The organism is Sphingomonas phyllosphaerae 5.2, from assembly GCF_000419605.1.
Classification (GTDB): Bacteria; Pseudomonadota; Alphaproteobacteria; order Sphingomonadales; family Sphingomonadaceae; genus Sphingomonas; species Sphingomonas phyllosphaerae_B.
In genome coordinates, this window is the sequence record NZ_ATTI01000001.1 from 2,998,806 (window position 1) to 3,016,457 (window position 17,652).

Annotated in this window: 14 protein-coding genes; 5 read left to right on the forward strand and 9 right to left on the reverse strand. The window is 68.2% G+C overall.

Features of this window, described 5'->3' with window-relative positions; genetic code table 11:
- Positions 1-165: 165 nt before the first annotated feature.
- On the forward strand, positions 166-2,364 hold the full coding sequence (locus tag SPHPHY_RS0114135) for a hypothetical protein (protein WP_022687341.1): 2,199 nt from the start codon (positions 166-168) through the stop codon (positions 2,362-2,364).
- 15 nt (positions 2,365-2,379) lie between these two features.
- Here SPHPHY_RS0114135 and SPHPHY_RS21015 read toward each other — a convergent pair whose 3' ends face one another.
- Positions 2,380-3,138, reverse strand: a complete 759-nt coding sequence (locus tag SPHPHY_RS21015) for a PAS domain-containing protein (RefSeq protein ID WP_081645315.1) — start codon at positions 3,136-3,138, stop codon at positions 2,380-2,382.
- Positions 3,139-3,214: 76 nt separating this feature from the next.
- Positions 3,215-4,039, reverse strand: a complete 825-nt coding sequence (locus tag SPHPHY_RS0114145; protein WP_022687343.1) for a class I mannose-6-phosphate isomerase — start codon at positions 4,037-4,039, stop codon at positions 3,215-3,217.
- Positions 4,040-4,155: 116 nt separating this feature from the next.
- Between SPHPHY_RS0114145 and bamD the strand changes: the two genes are divergently transcribed.
- The 3 genes from bamD to SPHPHY_RS0114160 all read left to right on the forward strand — a co-directional run bounded on the left by bamD (position 4,156) and on the right by SPHPHY_RS0114160 (position 7,567).
- The gene (bamD, locus tag SPHPHY_RS20245; protein WP_022687344.1) at positions 4,156-5,154 is read left to right on the forward strand and encodes an outer membrane protein assembly factor BamD; all 999 of its coding nucleotides are present in this window, start codon (positions 4,156-4,158) and stop codon (positions 5,152-5,154) included.
- 63 nt (positions 5,155-5,217) lie between these two features.
- Positions 5,218-6,873: a DNA repair protein RecN gene (gene recN / locus SPHPHY_RS0114155; RefSeq protein ID WP_022687345.1), complete on the forward strand. Its 1,656-nt coding sequence runs from the start codon at positions 5,218-5,220 to the stop codon at positions 6,871-6,873.
- Positions 6,874-6,979: 106 nt separating this feature from the next.
- A complete protein-coding gene (locus tag SPHPHY_RS0114160; RefSeq protein ID WP_081645316.1) occupies positions 6,980-7,567 on the forward strand; it encodes a DUF1826 domain-containing protein in 588 nt (195 codons plus the stop codon).
- A gap of 7 nt (positions 7,568-7,574) precedes the next feature.
- On the opposite strand, the gene SPHPHY_RS0114165 is transcribed toward SPHPHY_RS0114160, so the two are convergent.
- Both SPHPHY_RS0114165 and SPHPHY_RS0114170 read right to left on the reverse strand, forming a co-directional pair.
- Positions 7,575-7,907, reverse strand: a complete 333-nt coding sequence (locus SPHPHY_RS0114165; protein ID WP_043131259.1) for a hypothetical protein — start codon at positions 7,905-7,907, stop codon at positions 7,575-7,577.
- An 11-nt stretch (positions 7,908-7,918) separates the two neighbouring features.
- The gene (locus SPHPHY_RS0114170; protein ID WP_022687348.1) at positions 7,919-9,370 is read right to left on the reverse strand and encodes a L,D-transpeptidase family protein; all 1,452 of its coding nucleotides are present in this window, start codon (positions 9,368-9,370) and stop codon (positions 7,919-7,921) included.
- 212 nt (positions 9,371-9,582) lie between these two features.
- On the opposite strand from SPHPHY_RS0114170, the gene SPHPHY_RS0114175 reads away from it, so the two are divergent.
- Complete coding sequence (locus SPHPHY_RS0114175; protein WP_028056937.1) at positions 9,583-12,318, forward strand: TonB-dependent receptor; 2,736 nt, start codon at positions 9,583-9,585, stop codon at positions 12,316-12,318.
- A 70-nt stretch (positions 12,319-12,388) separates the two neighbouring features.
- On the opposite strand, the gene SPHPHY_RS0114180 is transcribed toward SPHPHY_RS0114175, so the two are convergent.
- From SPHPHY_RS0114180 to SPHPHY_RS0114200, 5 genes are all read right to left on the reverse strand, one after another.
- Positions 12,389-13,036 carry a glutathione S-transferase family protein gene (locus SPHPHY_RS0114180; RefSeq protein WP_022687350.1) on the reverse strand — a complete coding sequence of 216 codons (648 nt, stop codon included), beginning with the start codon at positions 13,034-13,036 and terminating at the stop codon, positions 12,389-12,391.
- Positions 13,033-13,875, reverse strand: coding sequence for a class I SAM-dependent methyltransferase (locus tag SPHPHY_RS0114185; RefSeq protein ID WP_022687351.1), 843 nt, complete (start codon positions 13,873-13,875; stop codon positions 13,033-13,035). Before SPHPHY_RS0114185 ends, SPHPHY_RS0114180 begins: the two co-directional genes overlap by 4 nt.
- Before the next feature lie 34 nt (positions 13,876-13,909).
- The gene (recA, locus tag SPHPHY_RS0114190; protein ID WP_022687352.1) at positions 13,910-14,983 is read right to left on the reverse strand and encodes a recombinase RecA; all 1,074 of its coding nucleotides are present in this window, start codon (positions 14,981-14,983) and stop codon (positions 13,910-13,912) included.
- Positions 14,984-15,095: 112 nt separating this feature from the next.
- The gene (locus tag SPHPHY_RS0114195) at positions 15,096-15,929 is read right to left on the reverse strand and encodes a 4-(cytidine 5'-diphospho)-2-C-methyl-D-erythritol kinase (RefSeq protein WP_022687353.1); all 834 of its coding nucleotides are present in this window, start codon (positions 15,927-15,929) and stop codon (positions 15,096-15,098) included.
- Positions 15,930-17,630 carry a tetratricopeptide repeat protein gene (locus SPHPHY_RS0114200; RefSeq protein ID WP_022687354.1) on the reverse strand — a complete coding sequence of 567 codons (1,701 nt, stop codon included), beginning with the start codon at positions 17,628-17,630 and terminating at the stop codon, positions 15,930-15,932.
- Positions 17,631-17,652: the final 22 nt, after the last annotated feature.

Below are 17,652 nucleotides of genomic sequence, written 5' to 3' on the forward strand. Positions count from 1 at the left end.
ACCGAGCGGCCATGTGGGCCGGAAACGGCTTCCCGGGCGCGGCAAACGTGTTACACCCGCCCGATGAACGGGGGGCCGTCTTCCATTTACGACATTCGACCGGCTGGTGCGGACGCGCCGGCAGCATCATTCGTCCCGACGCCGCACGCGGAGCCGCAAACGTACGTGACCGATCCCGTCTTCTCCGATGACGACGACATGGCCGCGCCGCTGCGTCGCCGCATGATCCTCGGCTGGGTCGCGGCGGTGCTCGCCGCGGTCTGGATCGTGGGGCTGCTTTGGATCGCCCGCGACGCGCTTCCGACGATGCCGCCGCTCGCGCTCGCGCAGTTCGGCGCCGCCGCGGCGACCGTTCCCGCACTTGCCGGGATCGTCTGGCTGCTCGCCCTGCGCACCAGCGATGCCGAGGCGCGACGGTTCGGCGCGACGGCGCGCGCGATGCGTGTCGAATCGGCCGCGCTGGAGAGCGCGGTCGCGGCATTGGGCGACGAGATCGAGGATCGCCGCACCGCGCTTGCCGAACAGGTTCGGTTGCTCACCGCGCTCGGCGAGGCCGCGACCGCACGGCTGGCGACCATCGGCGACGACCTGTCGGCGGAGATCGGGCGCGCCGACACGCACGCGCGTGCGCTGTCGATCGCAACCGTCCACGCGAACGAACAACTGGCCGCCCTGCTCGCGGCGTTGCCGCAGGCCGAGGACGAGACGCGCGCGCTCGCCGCCACGATCGATCAGGCCGGGCTGGTCGCCTACGAACATGCCGGTGCGCTCGACGCACAGGTCGCCGCGCTCACCGCACGCGGGCGCGAGGCGGAAACGGTCGCGGGCGGCGCTGCCGAGAAACTCGCCGCTTACATGCAGCGCATGGAGGCGACCAGCGCCACCGCCGGGCTGCGGCTCGACGGCGTTACGTCGGACGCCGCCGCGGCAGTCGACGCGTTGCTGGAGCGGACCGCGAGCGCGATCGACGCGTCGCGCAAGGGCATCGTCGCGCAGGGCGAAGCGATGCTGGCGATGGTCAACGCCAACCAGCAGGCGCTCGACCATGCCGCGCGCGGCAGTGCCGAGGCGCTCGGCGAGCGGATTGCGCTCGTCGAAGTCGTGATCGAGCGAATCGCGGCGCGGCTGGACGCGCAGCGTGGCGCGGGCGAGATGCTGTTCAGCACGCTCGACGACGCGATCGATCAGGCCGGCGGCCGCTTCGATGCGCTGCACGCGCAGGGTACCGAGCGCAGCCGGCAACTGGCGGCGACGATCAGCGCCCTGCAGGCCACCACGGAGGCGCTGACCGTCGCGCTGGACAGCGGCAACGGCTCGGCCGAGCGCACGATCGCCACGACCGAGAACCTGCTCGTCGCGCTCGACGCCGCGGCGCGTGAGATGGACGAGACGATGCCCGACGCAATCGCGCGGCTCGAGACGCGGGTCGGCTCGACCAAGCAGGTGATCGTCGCCGCCAAGCCCGAGCTGCTCGCCCTGGTCACCGCCGCGGAGAGCACGCACGACGCGATCGAGGCGGTAGCGCAGGTCGTCGCCGAGCAGCGCCAGACCGTCGAGACGCTGACGACGCGGCTCAGCGAAGGGCTGGAGCGCGGCCGCGCGCAGGCCGGGTTGATCGGCGACGCGGTCGAGGATGCGACGCGCCGCGCCGACGACCTCGCCAAGGAAGCGGCCCCGCGCCTCCTCGAAGCATTGCTGCGCGTCCGCGAGACCGCGGCGGCCGCCGCAGATCATGCGCGCGAAGCGTTGGCGCGCGTGATCCCCGAGGCGGCCGAGGCGCTGGAGAGCGCTGGCGTCGCCGCACTGGAGCGCGCCGTCGAAAGCGGCGTACAGCGGCAGGTGGAGCAGGTCGCGCGCATCTCGGAGACCGCCGTGGCCGCCGCAGGGCGTGCGGGTGAGCGCCTGCAATCGCAGCTGAGCGGCATCGAGGCGACGATCGCATTGATCGATCAGCGGTTGGAAGACGCACGTGCTGCGGGCGAGGAGAACGAACGCGACACGTTCGCGCGCCGTGCCTCGCTACTGATCGAATCGCTGAATTCCGCGTCGATCGACCTCACGCGCACCTTCGCACCGGAGATCTCCGACAGCGCCTGGGCGGCGTATCTGAAGGGTGATCGCGGCGTCTTCACCCGGCGGGCGGTGCGGTTGCTCGACGGCAGCGAGCAGCGCGACGTGGCGCGGCTCTATGACGACGACGCGTCGTTCCGCGAGCAGGTCAACCGCTACATCCACGATTTCGAGGCGATGCTGCGCACGATCCTGGCGCAGCGCGACGGCTCGCCGCTGGGCGTGACGTTGCTGTCCTCGGACATGGGCAAGCTGTACGTGGCACTCGCGCAGGCGATCGAACGCCTGCGCTGATCCGCGGATCGCTCCTCAGATCTGGATCGTCGCGCGCAGATACTCGCGCATCCGCTCGGCGCCATCGTCCGTCATCCGCAACAGCACCCGGCGGCGGTCCACCGGGTCGGGCTCGCGCGCTACCAGCCCGCGCTCGACCAGCATCGCAATCTGGCGCAGCGCAGTGGTGAGCGGTGCACGCGAGGCGATCGCGGCACTGGTGGTGTAGGTGCTGCGCCCGGCCAGATCCTGCACGAACAGGTCCAGCATGACGTCGAACCCCGCCTCCCCGAACAGCTCACTGTCGAAATATTGGTTCCGGAGCCGACGCTTCTGCAAGATGCACTCCGCGGTGCGATGCAGGATACGATCCTCCTCGCCGGGCGGGGGGCCATCGAGCAGTTCCACGGTCGCCATCACATGCCGCATGGCACCCACTTGGAACAGGGTCACATGGTTGGTGACCCACAGCGGCCTGCCATCGGCGCAGACGTAGCGCTTCGTGATCGAGAACGGGGGGCCGCCGGCCACCAGCGCGTCAAGCCGCTCGCGGTTCATCGCCCTATCGTCGGGATGGATGATCGCCAACAGGTCGCGTCCGATCAGTGCTTCCCGCGTGTGACGCAGCGCTGCGACGAAATCGTCGTCCGCGTCGACGATCATCAAATCCTGATCGACAACACAACTCGACAGTCCGCGCGTCCCCGCACGGTCACCGACCCGATTGATGTTCCCCGTCACTCTGTTGTCCCCGCGCGCGGCGATGGCTGCGCCGCGTGATGTTAGCGCCAACATCCCGCGGAATGTACTGCGACGCAACAGGAATGTGGAAGCTGCGCGGGCGGCGCATCACCCGCCGCCCGCACGTCAGTCACAAGCGAGTGGTGCCGGGATAGGCAAACAGCAGGTCGGCATCTTCCGACGCGTGCAGTTCTTCGGTGCCGGTAACGGTCACGCACTCGCCTGCCTTCCATGCCACGCCTCCCACCACGCCTTCGCCGCGGATGGGCACCAGCCAGCCGGTCGTGCCAACGGGGAGAGCGATCGCGCGCTTGCCGCCAGTCCACCGCTCAAGAACGAATTTGGGACCCTCGACCAGGATCGTCCGTCCCGGGGTGACCTCGCCGGGCTGCGGAGGCGCGACATAGGGATCGAGGTCGGCGACCGCGACACCGTCGTCCAGGTGCAACTCGCGCGGCCGTCCATAGTCGAACAGCCGGTAGGTCGTGTCGGAATTCTGCTGCACCTCGATCAGCGTCAGACCGGCGCCGATTGCGTGGATCACTCCCGAATGCGAATAAAAGAAATCGCCCGCCTTCACCGGCTTCCAGTCCAGCTTGTGCTCCAGGCTGCCGTCCTCGGCCGACGTGCGCAGCTCCTCGCGCGTCATCGGCTGCAGGGGACCGATCGCGATCGTCGAATCGGGTTCTGCGGCCAGGATCGTCCAGCATTCATCCTTGCCACGCGGTAGTCCGCGCTTCTGCGCCTCCGCGTCGGACGGGTGATCCTGTACCGACAGTTTCTCGCTCGTGAAAAGATATTTGATCAGCAGCTCGGATTGCTCGGGATGCGGGGACTGGAACCACACCTCGCCGATCGGCTCGGCGCCGGGCGCCGGATCGGGGAAGCCCGGATAAAGCTGATGCCGGCCCCAGGGCTTCTCGACGCGCTTGGTGGCGAGCAGGGTGGCGGGCATGATATGATCCTTCGTCCGGTCGTTGACGGGCGCATCAACGCATTCGCGCTAGCGCGCGTTGCGCGCTCGTGAAAGCCGTTGTTCGCAAGCCCAGGTCTACGCTAAGAGCCGGGTCGATGCGTACCCTGTCCCTTCGCCCGCTCCTGTCCCGCCCGCTCGCGACCGGGCTCGTCGCCGCGCTGGCAGTCTCTCTCGCCGGCTGTTCGAGCGGCGGCCGCAATCGCGCCGACCTGCCCTATGTGGCGCGCGACGTGGGTACGCTTTATTCGGCCGCGAAGCAGCGGCTCGACCAGGGCCGTTACAAGGAAGCCGCGGCGCTGTTCGACGAGGTCGAGCGCCAGCATCCGTATTCGGTATGGGCGCGGCGCGCGCAGTTGATGGGCGCGTTCAGCTATTATCTGGGCGGCGAGTACACGCAGGCGATCCAGGGCGCGCAGCGCTTCCTGTCGGTGCACCCGGGCAATCGCGATGCACCCTATGCCTATTATCTGATCGCGATGAGCTATTACGAACAGATCAACGACGTCACCCGCGATCAGAAGATCACGCAGCAGGCGCAGGATTCGCTGGGCGAGTTGATGCGCCGCTATCCGACCTCGCGCTACGCCGCCGATGCGCGACTGAAGCAGGATCTGGTGAGCGACCACCTCGCGGGCAAGGAAATGGAGATCGGCCGCTTCTACGAACGCCGTCGCCAATGGCTGTCCGCGACGTTGCGCTTCCGCCGCGTGGTCGACCAGTATCAGACCACCACCCACGTGCCCGAGGCGCTGATGCGGCTGACCGAAGGCTATCTGGCACTCGGCGTCCGGAACGAGGCCGAGAAGGTCGCGGCAGTGCTGGGCGCCAATTACCCCGGCACCGATTGGTACAGCCGCGCCTACAAGCTGGTGAAGGACAATCCGCCCGCCACGATCGCGCCGCTGCCGCCCGGCCAGCCGATCGTGCCCGTCGCGACGAAGCCGGCCATTCCAGGAGAGGCGACAGGCGCGACGCCCAAGGCGACTGCGCCTCTGCCCTCCACGCCGGCGACGACCGGTGGCGACGCGCAGGCCGGCATCCCGGCGCCGGCGGTCGGCGCATCTTCGCCCGCGACGAACCCGATCGGCGGTTGAGCCGAGCCCCTGGAACAAAAAGGGTAACCCCTCGCGGCTTTTGCGGGTAAGGAACCCCGGCCCATGCTGACCGCGCTTGCCATCCGAGACGTCGTGCTGATCGAGGCGCTGGAGCTGGAATTCGGCCCTGGCCTCGGCGTGCTGACCGGTGAGACCGGTGCAGGTAAGTCGATCCTGCTCGACGCGCTCGGGCTTGCGCTGGGGCGACGTGGTGAAAGTTCGCTGGTACGCAGCGGCGCGACGCAGGCGGTGGTCACTGCCACCTTCGACACCCCGCCGACGGTCGCCACGCTGCTGACCGAGAACGGACTGGAGATCGACCGGGGCGAGCCGCTCATCATCCGACGCATCGTCAAGGCCGACGGCGGCAGTCGTGGCTTCATCAACGACCAGCCCGCCTCCGCCGCGCTGTTGCGGGAGATCGGCACAATGCTGGTCGAAATCCATGGCCAGCACGACGATCGCGGGCTGCTTGCCGCAGCGGGGCACCGCGCGCTGCTCGACACGTTCGCCCGCGGCGGGGTGCGCGACGTCGCCACCGCCTATGCCGCATGGCGCGACGCGCGCGCGGCGTTGACCACGGCGCGCGATGCGATCGCCGCGGCGCGCGCCGATCGCGACTGGCTGGATCATGCCGTCACCGAGCTTGAGACGCTCGCTGCCGAGCCCGGCGAGGAAGAGACGTTGGCCGAGCGGCGACGTTCGATGCAGCGTGCCGAAAAGACCGCAGTCGATCTCGACGCGGTGGTGGAGCATCTCGACGGCAGCGCGGGGGCGCTCAGCCACCTGCGGCAGGCCGCGCGCGTGCTGGAGCGGATTGCGGACGATCATTCCACGCTCGGCGAGGCGCTGGCCGCGGTCGATCGCGCGCTGATCGAGGGCAGCGTGGCCGAGGAGAAGTTGCGCGAGGCGTCGCTGGCGTTGATCCACGATCCGCGCCAGCTGGAGGACGACGAGGCGCGATTGTTCGAGTTGCGCGCGATGGCGCGCAAGCACCGTGTTCAGCCCGACGCACTTGCCGATCTCGCGGCCGAGCTGCGCGAGCGGCTGACGCGGCTCGACGCTGGCGAACAGGGGCTGGTCGATCTGGAAGCGGCCGTAGCTCGCACACGCGGCGCCTATGATGCGGCGGCCGAGCAACTGACCGCGATCCGCAGCGCCGCTGCGACCCGGCTCGATGCCGCGGTCGCCGCGGAGCTGGCGCCGCTCAAGCTCGACGCCGCCCGCTTCCGCACCGTCGTCGCCCCCCTGCTCGAAGGCGACTGGTCGGCCGCCGGCCGCGACCGGGTCGAATTCGAGATCGCCACCAATCCGGGCGCGCCGTTCGGGCCACTCGCGAAGATCGCATCCGGCGGCGAATTGTCGCGCTTCATCCTCGCGCTGAAGGTGGCGCTTGCGGAGGAAGGCGGCGCGGCGACGATGATCTTCGACGAGATCGATCGCGGTGTCGGTGGCGCCGTCGCCAGCGCGATCGGCGAACGATTGGGGCGACTTGCCGGATCGACGCAATTGCTGGTCGTGACGCACAGCCCGCAGGTGGCGGCACGCGGCGCGACGCATCTGATGATCGCCAAGGCGAGTGACGGCACCGTGACTCGCACCAGCGTCCGCCCGCTGGACCCGGCCGGCCGCCGCGAGGAGATCGCGCGGATGCTATCGGGCGCGACCGTCACGGATGAGGCGCGCGCGCAAGCCGAGCGGCTGCTGGAAACGGCATAGCGAGCGAGCGCCCGGCACGCGCCGGGAGAGACGTTATAGAATGTCGTATGGACAAACCCAGCGCGCTAGCGTTATGTTACACTATAACATAGCTCGAAGGTAGGCAATGTATCTAACGGACATTCCACCAGGCCCCTCTTCCGCGGACTGCGTCGCGATCGACAGCACGTCCGACGTGCTCGACAGCGTCACCGCGCCGCATTTCGCGCTCGCGCTTTGGCGGCGTCCTGCGCCCGCGATCGTCTCGGCCTTCGATCTGGATACGGTGGACGACCTGTCGCTCGTGCTCCATGCGCTCGACGAAGGTACGCCCGCTGGCCCCGCTCTGCTCGCCGCAGGCTACCCACCCGACACAGCAAGGACGCTCGCGGACGACCTTACGCTACTTGCCGCCATCCATCGACGATTGACCGGCGCAGCCGCCATCACGGTACGTCTTGACGTCATCGACACCGATGCATGTCGCCGCTTTCACGCCGATTACGTCAGCTTGCGGATGCTGTGCACGTATCGCGGCATCGGAACGCAATGGTGCCGCACCGCCACGCCGGAGACCGTGCACACGCTCCCCACCGGTACGGTCGGCGTCTTCAAGGGGCGGCTGGCGATGGAGGAACCGCTGATCCTGCATCGCTCACCGCCGCGATGCGCCACCGGCGCACAACGGCTCTTGCTGGTCCTCGATCCGGGCTGAGGCCGCATCAATCGCGACGCCTGGTCTCCGCCGGCGCGGTGTCGGCGTCCTCGCCGCTGCGATCGGCGCGCGCGGTCATGCCGGTCGCCGACGCATCGTCCATCATCTGTGCGTCTGGTGCGGGCTCCTCGGGCTCGGGCAGTGCCGCCGTCTCGTTGCTCGGCTCGGGCGTCGGCATCGCCACCGGGCTCGGTTCCTCGGTCGGGGTCGGCTCGGGCGTCGGCTCAAGTTCCTGGACGGTCATGTTCATCTCGGGCGGCTCCGGCTCCGACTTCGAGCATCCGGCCACGGTCAGGCTCGCCAGCGCGACCAATGCCAATCGATGCCGACATACCGTCATTCGTCCGTCCTTCATTTCGCCGCCAGCGCCTGTGCCGCGGAACGCCGTTCGACCGTAGCAGCCAGCTTGCCGTCCCAGCCATAGGGATCTTCACGAAAACCGACCTGCCCGTTCGCGCCCGCGAACGCCGACCAGTAGAGCAGGTACACGCTGACCGGCTCGGCCATCTTCGCGCGCACCGTCTTGCCAGCCGCCAATGCAGCGTCGATCTGTTCCGGCTGCCACTCGGGTGTCGTCGCCATCAGAAGCTTTGCTAGATCCTCCGGCTTTTCAAGCCGTACGCACCCATGGCTGGCCAGCCGATCGAACTTCGAAAATCCTGCCCGCGCCGGCGTGTCGTGCAGGTACACCGCGAAATCGTTGGGGAAATCGAACTTGAACCTTCCCAGCGCGCTCTGTTCCGACGCTTGCTGCAACCGCTTGCCGCCGTCCGGCGTCGCGATCACGCGAAAGCCGTTGCGCTTCAGATAGCCGGGGTTGGCGCGCTCTTTGGGAAACAGCTCCTTGGTCGCGATCGACGTCGGCACGTTCCACGGCGGGTTGATGACGATGCTGTTGATCTGCGAGACCAGCATCGGCGTCTCGTTGCCGGGCCGGCCGGTCACCGCGCGCATCGACATGATCGGCTTGTCGCCGTCGAACGCCGTCAGCACCGCCGCGGCGATGTTCACCTGCACGCGTCGCCGGTCCAGCGTGGGGGGCAGCCAGCGCCAACGCTCCAGGTTGGCCATGATCTGCTGCACGCGCTGTTCGACCGGCACGTTCAGCGCCGCCAGCGTCTGCGCGCCGACCTGCCCCGCGGGGTTGAGCCCGTAGCGCCGCTGCGCGCGCCGCACCGCCTCGAGCAAATCGGCGTCGAAGCGATCGCCGGTGCCGGACAGGTCCGGATCCTCGATCGCCAACCGCTCGCGCAACTTCGCCACCGCCGCGCCGCTGCTCCCGAACGATGGCGCGGTCGTCAGCATGGGCCACCCGCCCGCCGCCGCGATCCTGCGATAGCGCGCCAGCCCTTCGACCAACGTGTCGTAGCCCTGATAGGGCGGTGGCAGCGAGCGCACCCACGTCGTCAGCTTGTCGCGCGCCGCCGCATCGGTAAAGCCGGGCAGCGGATCATAGGCGACCGGGCGGATACCCCAATCCTTCTGGAAATCCGACGGCATCAATCGCCCGCCATGCACCGCGCGCGCATGGTCGAGCGCGACGCGCGCCAGCGACGGCCCGTCGAGCGACTCCAGGTCGGTGCGCGGCGTGCGGCTCAGCCCCTGCGCCACCTCGTCCTGCGCGATCAGCTTCGCGAGTTCGCGCTGCTGCGCACTGGTCAGCGTCGGCAGCGGCAGTTGCGGATCGACCAACGGCACCGGCGGCAGCGCGGGAACGGGCGGGGTGACCGGCACCTGCGCGGCGGCGGGAACGACCGCCAGCGTGGCGGTCAACAATAGGCTGCGGAGAACGGAACGGATCATGGTTGCGGCTCTATCACCTTTGATTCGCGGGGGTGAGCCGGCAAATCGCACAATCGCGATTGCGGGTCATGCAGCGCGCGGACGTCATGCCCGTCCAACGAGCGGTTTCTCGAAAGGTCGCGCATCCACCAGGCGACATTAACCAATCTTTATCGTCGCCGGCCTTAGGAGCGAAACCGAGCAACATAATGAAATTCCGAGGGGAATAACTGATGTCGAGGGCGGCTTTCTTTTTGTCGGCGGCGATGATCGCGCTGGTTGCCGCGCCGGCCACCGCGCAGGACCTGCGCGGGTCCGCCGCAGACGCCAAGGGCAAGGATGGCAAGGAAGCGGCTTCCCCCAACACCGCCGACATCGTGGTCACCGCGACGCGTCGTTCCGAACGGCTGTCGAACGTGCCGATCGCGGTGTCCGCCTTCGGGCAGGCCGCGCTCCAGAATTCGGGCGCGACCGACATCCGTCAGATGACGCAGATCGCGCCGTCGCTGCTCGTCTCCTCGACCGGCAGCGAGGCGAACGCCTCGGCGCGCATTCGCGGCGTCGGTACGGTTGGCGACAACCCCGGCCTGGAAAGCTCGGTCGCCGTCTTCATCGATGGCATCTACCGCAGCCGCACCGGCTCGGGACTCAATGATCTGGGCGAGGTCGAGCGGATCGAAGTGCTGCGTGGGCCGCAGGGCACGCTGTCCGGGCGAAATTCCTCGGCAGGCGCGATCAGCATCTACACCAAGCTGCCCGAATTCAACTTCGGCGGCATGGGCGAGGTGACGTACGGCAATTACGATATGGTGCGCGCACAGGCGGCGCTGACCGGCCCGATCATCAAGGATCTGCTGGCATTCCGGATCGACGGCGTGGCCTCGAAGCGCGACGGCTTCCTCAAAGATACCGTCAACAATACCGATTACAACAATCGCAACCGTTATTTCGTACGGGGCCAGTTGCTCTTCACCATCACCCCGGATCTCGCGGTTCGCCTGATCGGTGACTATACGCATCGCGACGAGAAGTGCTGCGGCGCGGTCTATGTCGACACGAACGAGAAGATCGATCCGACACCGGGGGTACCCGGTGACTATGCGATCAACCCGGCCGGCAATCGGATCACGTCGATCCTGCGCAGCCTGGGCGGCATTCTTCCCAGTGAGGGCAATCCGTACAACCGCGTCATCGCGCAGACGGCGGGCCGCGCCTATTCGAACGTCACCACCGACGGCGGCGTCTCGATGCGCGTGCGCTGGAACCTCGGCGCCACCCAGCTGACCTCGCTGACCGCGTATCGCGAGTACAAATCGGGCGGCGCGGCCGATGTCGATTACTCGAACGTCGACATTGCCTATCGGCCCGACGATGGCGAAAGCTATCGTCAGTTCAAGGTGTTCAGTCACGAAAGCCGCTTGTCGGGCTCGATCTTCGACAATCACCTCGACTGGCTGGTCGGCGGCTATTACGCGCACGAAAAGCTTGCGGTCGTCGACAATCTCCGCTTCGGTAGCCAATATGGCGCATTCGCCGCCTGCCGCATGGTCGCGACGATCAACCCACTGGCCGCGTTGCGCAATCCTGCCAATCTCGGCTGCCTCAGCGCCGCAGGACGTGGTGCGCTGGGCGCCGCCGTCGGCGCGAACATCATCGGCGGCCTCGATCGCCTGAGCACGCTCAACAACCTCGGCAGCCTGCGCGACGTCTACGACCAGACCAGCGAGAACTTCGCCTTCTTCACCCACAACATCTACAAGATCACCGATCGCCTGAACGTGACAGTCGGTCTGCGCTACACCAACGAACATAAGACGCTGGAAGCAGGCTTCAACAACAACAATAGCGTCTGCCCGGCGCAGCAGGCAGCGCTGCGTCCGCTGCTCGGCGGCAGCAACGCGACGCTGCGGTCGTTGGCAGCCGGTATCGTCACGCTGTCGTGCACCGGCAATTCGACTTCGGCGTTGACGGGCGTCGCGCTGAATGACCAGATTCGCGAGAGCCAGCTGACCGGCACCGGCGTCCTCTCGTGGAAGCCGCTTGAGAGCACGCTGCTCTACGCTTCCTACGCGCGCGGCTACAAGGCGGGCGGCTACAACCTCGACCGTTCGGACCTTACCCCGAACGTCTTCGCGACACCGGTTGCGGGCAACGTCACCAACCTGCGCTTCGATCCGGAGACGGTGAACGCTTACGAACTCGGGCTGAAGTTCAGCTCGCGCCAGTTCACCGCCAATGTTGCGGCATTTCGTTCGGAGTTCACCAACTTCCAGCTGAACACCTTCAACGGAACCAACTATATCGTCCAGAATATCGGCGGCTGCGACACGGCGCTGAACGGGGCCGATCGCGATCCGTCGTCGGACACCGGCGCCTGCGCCGGCAAGGTCGGCAAGGGCTTGGTCACGCAGGGTGTCGAGATCGAAGTCGGCATGTATCCCACGCCGGACGTGACCGTGAACATCGGCTACACGCTGGCCGACGCGAAATATGCGCGCAATCTGGTCGGCAGCAAGGCGGGCGAGCCGTTGAACAGCGCGTTGTTCCTGCTGCCCGGCGCGCAAATGTCCAACGCACCGCGCAACACTGTTACCAGTTCGGTGAGCTGGACGCCGGCGATCGGCAGCAGCGGGTTAAGTGCGCTGTTCTACGTCGACGGCCGCATGACCAGCGACTACAACACCGGCTCCGATCTGTTCGTCGAGAAGCGGCAGGACGGCTTCTTCCTGATGAACGCACGTGTCGGCCTGCGCGGGGACGAACAACGTTGGGCGATCGAGCTTTGGGCGCAGAACCTGCTCGACACCGATTACCAGCAGGTCGCGTTCAGTGCGCCATTCCAGGGCGCGAATTCGCAGTCGCAGGTGCAGGCGTTCGGTGCGCCGGGCGTCCCGACCGCCAACACGCTGTTCACCTCGTTCATCGCCGAGCCGCGCACCTATGGCCTGACCCTGCGCTCACGGTTCTGAGACCTCTGCCGCCGGACGAGGCGATCCTCGCTCCGGCGGCACATACCTGATCGCACGTCAGCGGTTCCCGCTACGCGTAGGCGTAAGGTCCCCCCTTTGCGAGCGCGCGCTGGTACGCCGGGCGGGCGTGAATGCGCTCCAGCCAGCCGATCGTGTTGGGATGCCCCTTCGCCAGCCCGGCACGATGCCGCGCCGCCTCCAGCGGAAAGCTCATCATGATGTCTGCGGCCGTGAACGCATCGCCCGCAAACCACGGATGGTCGGTAAGCGACGCCTCGACGTAATCGAGATGTCGGTCGATCATCGGCTGGATCCGCGCCGCGACACGCTTGCCGAGCAGCGGGATGCGCGACACGATCAGCTTGACCAGCAGCGGCGGCATCAGCGAACCCTCGGCGTAATGCAGCCAGAAGCGGTAGGCGAGCGCATCGTCGCGGCGGGCCGGCGCGCCCAGCTTGCCGTCGGCGCGATCGACCAGATATTCGACGATCGCGCCCGTTTCCGCGACCACCCGCGGTCCGCTTGTGCCTGGCGCAGCCATGTCCTCGATCACGGGCGACTTGCCGAGCGGATGGACGCGGCGCAGCTCCGGCGGTGCCAGCATCGTCGCCTTGTCGCGTTCGTAGCGCTTCACCTCGTAAGGCAGCCCGAGCTCCTCAAGCAGCCACAGAACCCGCTGCGACCGCGAATTCTCGAGATGGTGGACGACGATCGTCATGGCACTTCCTTCGGCGCGTAGGCGGTTACGACCCATATCGCAGCGGTGAACGTGACGGCACCGTTCCGTATCCGTGTCGCGAACAGATCGCCGAGCCGTGCTTCCAGCTTCGCACGCTCGCCCGTTTCGGCCTCGGCCAGCACGGACGCAGCCGGACCGATGCGACGGTAGAAGGCGAGCGCCTCGGCGATCGGGTCCGCCCCCGCCCCCGCCCCGACGACGTAATCGACATCGTGCGGCTGCATGTCGACCGCGCTCCAGCCGGCCCTCGTCAGGAGATCGGTGACGAACCCGCGATCCGCGAAGGCGAACGGGCCAGGCTCATACCCGCCGTTCGCCGGCCGCACGATGCCCAGCGTGGCGTCGAGCGCCGCCGCCCAGTCGTTCTCTCCGCGCGCGCGAAAACAGGAAAAGATCAACGTTGCGCCGGCCACGGCGCTGCGACGCAACGTGGAAAAGCCCGCATGCGGATCGGCGAAGAACATGACGCCATGACGCGATACCAATAGGTCCAGCGGCGCCATCCCGGGCACCACGTCGAGCACATCGCCGGCGACGAAGCGGACGCGGTTATCGACATCGCGCGCGCGCGCCACGGTAAGCAGGGGCTCCGACAGGTCGATCCCGCTGACCTTCAACCGCGGCCGAGCCGCCGCGAGCGCCAGCGCGGTGCTCCCGGCCCCGCAGCCGAGATCCACCGCGCTCCCTTGCTCGGGCGCCTGCACAGCAATCGCCGCGTCGAGCACCGCTCCCACCCCGGCGAGTGCGCGTTCGGTGCGGGCATGCTCCTCCGCCCATGTTCCACCCACACGCCCGCGCCATGCCGCGGCATCGGTCATGACGTGCAGCCGCCCGCCAGCGTCCGACGCGCGATCAGATGTCGTCTTCTTCGCTCGGCCCGGCCATCATTCCATCGGCGACCTGCTCGGTACGCCCACGGATCGCCTTTTCCAGCCGATCCATCATCTCGGGGTTCTCGCGCAGGAAGTTCTTGGAATTCTCACGTCCCTGCCCGATCCGCACGGAATCGTAGGAGAACCAGGCACCTGACTTCTCGACCAGCCCGGCCTTGACGCCGATATCGAGGATTTCACCGACCTTCGAGATGCCCTCACCGTACATGATGTCGAACTCGACCTGCTTGAACGGCGGCGCGACCTTGTTCTTGACCACCTTCACGCGGGTCGCATTGCCGGTCACCTCGTCACGATCCTTGATCGCACCCGTGCGGCGAATGTCGAGGCGAACCGACGCGTAGAACTTCAGCGCATTGCCGCCGGTCGTCGTCTCCGGATTGCCGTACATCACGCCGATCTTCATGCGCAGCTGGTTGATGAAGATCACCATACAGCGCGAGCGGCTGATCGAACCGGTCAGCTTGCGCAGGCTCTGCGACATCAATCGCGCCTGCAAGCCGACGTGGCTGTCGCCCATCTCGCCCTCGATCTCGGCCCGCGGCACGAGTGCGGCGACCGAATCGACCACCAGCACGTCGATCGCGTTCGAGCGCACCAGCGTGTCGACGATCTCCAGCGCCTGCTCGCCCGTATCGGGCTGCGACACGATCAATTCGTCGATGTTGACGCCCAGCTTCTTGGCGTAAACCGGATCCAGCGCGTGCTCGGCATCGACGAACGCCGCGGTGCCGCCGCCTTTCTGCGCCTCGGCGATGACGTGCAGCGCCAGCGTCGTCTTACCCGAGCTTTCCGGGCCATAGACCTCGATCACGCGCCCGCGCGGCAACCCGCCGACGCCCAGCGCGATGTCGAGCCCGAGCGAGCCGGTGGAGATCGTCTCCACCTCCATCGATTGCTTCGCGCCCAGCTTCATCGCCGAACCCTTGCCGAAGGCACGGTCGATCTGTGCCAGTGCGGCGTCGAGCGCCTTCTGACGGTCTGTAGTCGCGGTTGCCATGCCGGTATCGATCACCTGAAGTTTGGCGGCCATTGCCGTGGAGCCTTTCGCTAGAGCAACCGCGCGCCGCATTCAACGCGCAGCGCCGTTGTATCCATTTTGTTCTAATAGAACAAGTGGCGAACTTCACCGGAAAATCAACCATTCAGCCAATCGTGGTCGAACAACACCACCAGCCCGGCGCCGCCGAAGCGATCAGCGAAGCCGCTGAGTCGCGTCCAGCGACGTCTTCGAACAGCGCGAAGCACGTCGCGCCCGATCCCGACATCCGCGCGAGCACCACGCCGTCGCACCCGGCCAGTCGTGCCAACACGTCCCGGATCACGGGCGCGACCGCTTCGGCCGGCGGCTGGAGGTCGTTGCGCCCCGCCATTGCGCGCGCCAGCGTCGTACCCGTTTCGGACAGCGCGCCGCGATCGACGCCATCCCAGCGCGCGAACACCGCCGCCGTCGACACCGCGACGTTTGGATTGACCAGCAACGCCGGCATGTCTCCCAGCCCGTCGATCCGCGTGAGCGCATCGCCGCGTCCGCGCCCGAACGTGGCCCGGCCGAGCAGGCACGCGGGTACGTCCGCGCCAAGGTCGGCGGCGATCGTCATCAGCCGCGGCGTTTCCACCGGCACGTTGTGGAGCCGCGCCAACGCGCGCAGCGTCGCGGCTGCATCCGCCGATCCGCCGCCGATCCCGGAGGCGACCGGCAGATGCTTGTCGAGCGTGATCGCGTGGCAGGCATCGGGTGCGAACGCCTGGCGAAAGGCGTGTTCGGCACGCATGACGAGGTTGTCGCACGCCGGCCCGACCGCGGCAGCGAACGGCCCGGTCACCGTGAACGACGGCCGCTCGGCTGCGTCCACCGCCACGCGATCGCCGTCGCGCGCGAAGACGAACAGCGTCTCCAACTCGTGATATCCGTCGTTGCGACGCGCGCGGACGTGCAGCGCGAGGTTGAGCTTGGCGGGCGCGATCTCGGTCGGCATCTACTTGGACAAACCCCTGGCGATCTTCTCGCCCAAGCGCGCCCGCACGGCCGCCGCGGCGGTTTCGTGCGCCGCGTTCCAGGCGTAGCGCGCCTCGTAGCGCCGCCCCGCATGCCAATAAAGATCGCCGAGATGCTCGCCGATCTCGGCGTTGAGCGGATCGGCGAGCGCGGCGCGCTCGACGAGCGGCAATGCACGTTCCGGATGGCCGCGCAGGTAGAGCGCCCACCCGAGCGAGTCGGCGATCGCGGCATCGTCCGGCTTCAGGCGCGCGGCTTCCTCCAGCATCGCCTGCGCCGCCGCCATCCGCTCGCGATGGAGGATCAGCGCATAACCGAGATAATTGAGCGCCAGCGGCTCGCTCGGCCCCTTTGCGGCGGCTCGCTCCAACGCCGGGCGTGCTTCGCGCCAGCGCCCCGCCCCGTCGAGCGCGGCGCCATATTGCAGCCAGTCCGCCCAGTCGGCGCGCGCGCCGGCGCGCGCGATCAGCCGCGCATAGAGCGGCGCCGCGGCGGCGGGCTGGTCGAGCTGCATGTGCAGGTCCGCAAGCCGCTGGAGCGCGCCGGTGCTCGCATCGGTGTCGGCAGAGAGCTTCGCCAGCGCTGCCAGCGCATCGCCCTCGCGGTCGTTCTCCGCCAGCATCTGCACGCGCCCGGTCGCCGCGATGGACGCATAGGCGCTGTCGGCCGGCACCTCGGCCAGCACGTCGAGCCCGGCATCGACCGCCCCATCGCGCGCAAGCACCCCGGCCAGCAACAATCGCGCGCGGTCGTTGTCGGGATCGGCGCGCAACGCCGCGCGCAGCAGCGTGTACGTCAACGGGCCGGGTTCGCCGGTCGCCAGGTCCGCGGCAACGCGCGTGAACAGGTGCGAGGCGCCGAACGCCAAAGACGGCTTCACGCCGCGCTTCGGGACAATGCTCAGCGCGGTGTCGCCACCGTCGGAGTCGAGCAACGCCTGTGCCTCCGCGGTCCTGCCCTGCCCGGTCAGCAGGCGCGCGGCGGCAACGCGCTCGTCGAGGCCGGCGAGGTCGCCGCTGCCCAGCGCCCCGATCGCGGCGACACCTTCGGGAGTGCGTCCGGTGGCGATCAACAGCAGCGCACGGGTCTCGGCGGCGAAGCGGCGCGCGACCGGCTCGGCGGGTGCCTCCGCCACCGCGGCAAGCGGATCGCCACCGTTCTCCAGCGCGACCCAGCCACGCAGCGGCGCCGACAGGATGCGCAGCCGGTCGCCATCGAAGCGCGCCAGTGCCGCGGCCGCGGCCGCACGGTCGCCATCATGCGCCGCCCTGGCCAGCGCGAGCAGCGCGGTGTCGGAAGGTGCGGCACGCTGCGCCACGAGCGCCGCGGCGGCGCGGTCGGCCAGCGCCATGTCGCCGGCGCGCACCGCCGCGCGGTACGTACGCAGCGCCACCGGCACGTCGCCGGGATCGTCGGCCAACGCCCGTGCATAATCGCGGGTCGCCAGGCCTAGCGCTCCGTCGCTCTCCGCGATCCGCGCACGGGCATAGGCCGCGAGGTCGCCGGCCGCGGCGTACGCAGGCGTCGCCAGGCCGAGCAGCCCGGCGGCGAGCGGAAGCAGGAGGCGGCGAGCAAGCGGAATGGCAGTCTTTCGGTCACGAACGGCGTGCGGGGACGGGTAGTTGGGCGCGCGGGCGAGGTCCAGCGTGGCGAGGTCCGGTGATGGCACGGGGCGGATCATGCCGCATCAACTCGCGAGCCGG